Consider the following 4178-nt stretch of genomic DNA (forward strand, 5'->3'; position numbering starts at 1 on the left):
TCTCTACTTAAATAAAATTTGATTGGTAACAATATCTCAGGGTAACGGGTCCAAAAAATAATTTCAAAGTTTAATGGTATTAAATGTGGTTCGAAAGCCTTATGTCGTTGAATTCTCATTTCTCTTAACGTAAGCCAGATAACAATTAAGCTAAATACCGTCACTAATGCAACAATAGTATCAATAATAACTTTGAAGTGTCCTAAACAATTTTCTTCCATACTTTTTGATAATTACTACGTATAATCAAGCCAGTCCATAATCCAATTTGGGCAGGTTGGATGTAATATTCTTCGTTTCACCAATATAACCCTATTACCTGAAACACAAACTTCATCCTTTGCGTTCTCTTTCTCTTTGCGGTTAAATTACCATCGAAAAAATCTATGCATTTATAAATAGTATTTAGAGGATGTAATTTTTTAAATGCTTAAATTTAGAGGTATACAAAACTTACTTAAAATATGGCTGTTTTCGATTTAGATATGATAAAGGCAGTTTATGAGAAATACCCTTCTCGTATAGAAGCTGCCCGTAAAGTGTTAAACAAACCACTTACCCTGACGGAAAAGATTCTGTATGCGCACCTGTGGGATGGTGTAGCTACCCAAACATACGAACGGGGAAAAGCGTATGTGGATTTTGCTCCGGATCGTGTAACCATGCAGGATGCAACTGCACAAATGGCCTTATTGCAATTTATGCAGGCAGGGAAAAAGAAAGTGTCGGTCCCGTCTACAGTTCACTGTGATCACCTGATCCAGGCAAAAGTAGGTGCTGATGCCGATTTGCAGCGTTCGTTGAACGAAAACAACGAGGTATTTAACTTCCTGTCGTCCATTTCGAATAAATATGGGATTGGCTTCTGGAAACCGGGAGCAGGGATTATTCACCAGGTCATGCTGGAGAATTATGCATTTCCCGGAGGAATGATGATCGGAACAGATTCGCACACCGTGAATGGAGGCGGATTGGGAATGATCGCAATCGGAGTTGGTGGTGCTGACGCGGTTGACGTCATGGCAGGAATGGCCTGGGAGTTGAAATTCCCGAAACTGATCGGGGTGAAACTAACCGGGAAATTAAACGGCTGGACATCTTCAAAAGACGTGATTCTGAAAGTTGCTGATATTCTGACGGTAAAAGGTGGAACCGGGGCCGTTGTTGAATACTTCGGAGACGGAGCGATTTCACTTTCTGCAACCGGAAAAGGAACAATCTGTAACATGGGGGCTGAAATCGGTGCAACGACCTCCACTTTCGGATACGACGATTCCATGCGTCGCTACTTAACGGCAACAGGTCGTGCAGAAGTAGTTGCTTTGGCAGATACGATTGCAGAGCATCTAACAGGCGATGCGGAAGTATATGCAAACCCGGCCTTGTACTTCGACGAATTAATCGAAATCAACCTGGATACCCTGGAGCCGCATATCAACGGGCCCTTTACTCCGGATCGCGGAACACCTGTTTCAAAAATGAAAGCGGAAGCACAAGCAAACGGCTGGCCGATGAAAATAGAGTGGGGTCTGATCGGATCGTGTACAAACTCTTCCTACGAAGATATGTCGCGCGCAGCTTCCATTGTGGAGCAGGCTGTGAAACACGGAATCACTCCAAAAGCAGAATTCGGAATCAATCCGGGATCTGAACAGGTGCGTTACACGATTGAGCGTGACGGAATCATTGCGACGTTTGAGAAAATGGGAACGAAAGTGTTTACCAATGCCTGCGGACCTTGTATCGGACAATGGGATCGTGATGGAGCGGATAAACAAGAGAAAAACACGATTGTTCACTCGTTCAATCGGAACTTCTCCAAGCGTGCAGACGGTAACCCGAATACACACGCATTCGTAACTTCTCCCGAGATGGTTGCTGCTTTGGCAATCTCCGGTGATTTAGGATTCAATCCTTTAACAGATACCTTGACGAATGATAAGGGAGAACAAGTGAAATTAGTACCTCCGCATGGTGATGAGCTTCCAACAAAAGGATTTGATGTGGATGATCCGGGATACCAGGCTCCTGCGGAAGATGGTTCCGGAGTTCAGGTAATTGTAAAACCGGATTCTACGCGTTTGCAATTGTTGGAATCTTTCCCGATTTGGGACGGAAAGAACATCATGGGTGCGAAATTGTTGATCAAAGCAAAAGGAAAATGTACTACCGACCACATTTCAATGGCTGGCCCGTGGTTGCGTTACCGGGGTCACCTCGATAACATTTCCAACAACATGTTGATCGGTGCTGAAAATGCATTCAACGGAAAAGCAAACGAAGTAGTAAACCAATTGACTGGCTCAACAGGTGAAGTTCCGGCTACGCAACGCGCATACAAAGCTGCTGGAATTCCTTCCATTGTTGTGGGAGACCAAAACTACGGAGAAGGATCTTCCCGTGAGCATGCTGCAATGGAACCACGTCATTTAGGAGTTCGTGCGGTAATCGTGAAATCATTTGCCCGTATCCACGAAACAAACCTGAAAAAACAAGGAATGTTGGGATTGACATTTGCAAACGAAGCAGATTACGATAAAATCAAAGAAGACGATACCTTCAACTTCATTGATTTGGTTGATTTCGCTCCGGGAAAACAATTGACATTGGAAATCGTTCATGCAGATGGCTCAAAAGAAAATATCAAATTGAATCACACATACAATGATCAGCAAATTGAATGGTTTAAGGCAGGTTCTGCATTAAATTTGATCAAACTTCAAAATAACTAAGAGAAATTCTGTTTCGAAACAGAAAGAAATAAGGAGAAGGGATACGATACATCGTGTCCCTTCTCTGTTTTATTGAATTTGAAATGCAAGCATAATAAATGCAGTCAGAGACTCATTGAAATTGGTATTCCACGAAGTCAGTTGCTCACCCTGGAATTGTCGTTTGACTAAAATTTTAATTTCGTTTCCGTGAAAACTAAAACGCGTAAATCAACCTTCTTTTGAAAAAGAGAAGGTTTTGTTTTATGCAGAGATGAAAACCAAAAACGCTACAATTTATGAAGAGAAAAGCTGCTCTTGCGGGAAGTGTTATGTCCATTGTGCTCGTAATCAATGCGTCCGGACAAGCCAATACCAAATGGAACATGGTGAATGATCCGTATTATGGAGTTCCGAATTACACTAATTTATTTCCGGGTTTAAAGAGTTCCATCCTTGGTGCTGTAAAAGACGATGAAAATATCACGAATATTCATAGTCACGGATCAGGTCCTACGGGTTTGCGAACTGAATTTTTCCTGAACAATTGGTTTGGGATTGGTGTGGATGCTATTTACAGTGGAAGCAGTGTGACTTATGACCGCAGGGATTCAATGGTTGATGGAGTTTCCTATACGAATTCGTATGAACGGAAAATGAGCAGGGTGCGTATTCAGGCACGCTTTAACTTTCATTTCCCTGTAAAAAACAAACGCCTGGATATGTATGGCGGAATTGGGATTGGAAGTAATGCAAAATACAGAAGCACATTCGTAAACGGAGTGAAGACCGATGATAAAAGTGGTTTCTGGAATGGATTTCCGACGATTCCGATCTCCATGAGAACCTGTTGGGGATTCCGTTACTATTTTTCCAAATTCGTAGGAATGAATTTTGAGATTGGTATTGGCGGGCCGCTTATCTCAACAGGCGTTTCTTCCCGCTTTGGCTTTAAATTGCCGAAAGTTCCCGGTATGGATGAACTGAATCAGGAAGGAGGAGATAATCTGAGAAAAAAGGCCGAAGCCGCAAAACGAAAACAGGAAGATCTGGAGAAAAAGAAAGGTGAACTGAAACCGGGTGAAGAATCTGAAAAGCAAAAACTGGAAGAAGAACGCCTGAAGTTGGAAAAAGAGAAATTAAAGCTCGAACAGGAGAAATTGGAGCTGGAAAAGCAAAAATTGGAAGAAGAAAAAAAGAAACTCGAAGAAGAGAAAAAGAAAGAGCCTGAGGAGGAAAACCTTAACTATGGAGGCAGATAATATATAGTGGGCGCGCGATTAATCGGACTTGATGTATTATACTCACCAAAAAAATAATACGGTTTCTGATTTAGAAAACAATCCAGGCTTCAAGCTGAATATTCACGATGTGTTCTATGGTGCTATGTGTTAAAATGAACCACATAGCACACAGAAGGTCACATAGTTTTTTTAATGTTTATGTAGCTTGGTGAGTTTTCTACAT

General features: G+C 41.9%; 3 protein-coding genes. 2 read left to right on the forward strand and 1 reads right to left on the reverse strand.

All coding sequences use genetic code 11. From position 1 onward, the window contains the following. Nucleotides 1–221: hypothetical protein (locus tag Q1V93_RS04225; protein ID WP_300661906.1), on the reverse strand; the 221-nt coding region annotated here is incomplete at its 3' end. 243 nt (nt 222–464) lie between these two features. On the opposite strand from Q1V93_RS04225, the gene Q1V93_RS04230 reads away from it, so the two are divergent. Continuing rightward, entirely contained in the window at nt 465–2732 is a 2268-nt protein-coding gene (locus Q1V93_RS04230) for an aconitate hydratase (RefSeq protein ID WP_300661909.1), read from the forward strand. Between the two features lie 278 nt (nt 2733–3010). Next, on the forward strand, nt 3011–3973 hold the full coding sequence (locus Q1V93_RS04235) for a hypothetical protein (RefSeq protein WP_300661912.1): 963 nt from the start codon (nt 3011–3013) through the stop codon (nt 3971–3973). The last annotated feature ends 205 nt before the right edge of the window (nt 3974–4178 follow it).

Origin of the sequence: Fluviicola sp. (genome assembly GCF_030151805.1) — a bacterium.
Lineage (GTDB): Bacteria > Bacteroidota > Bacteroidia > Flavobacteriales_D > Crocinitomicaceae > Fluviicola.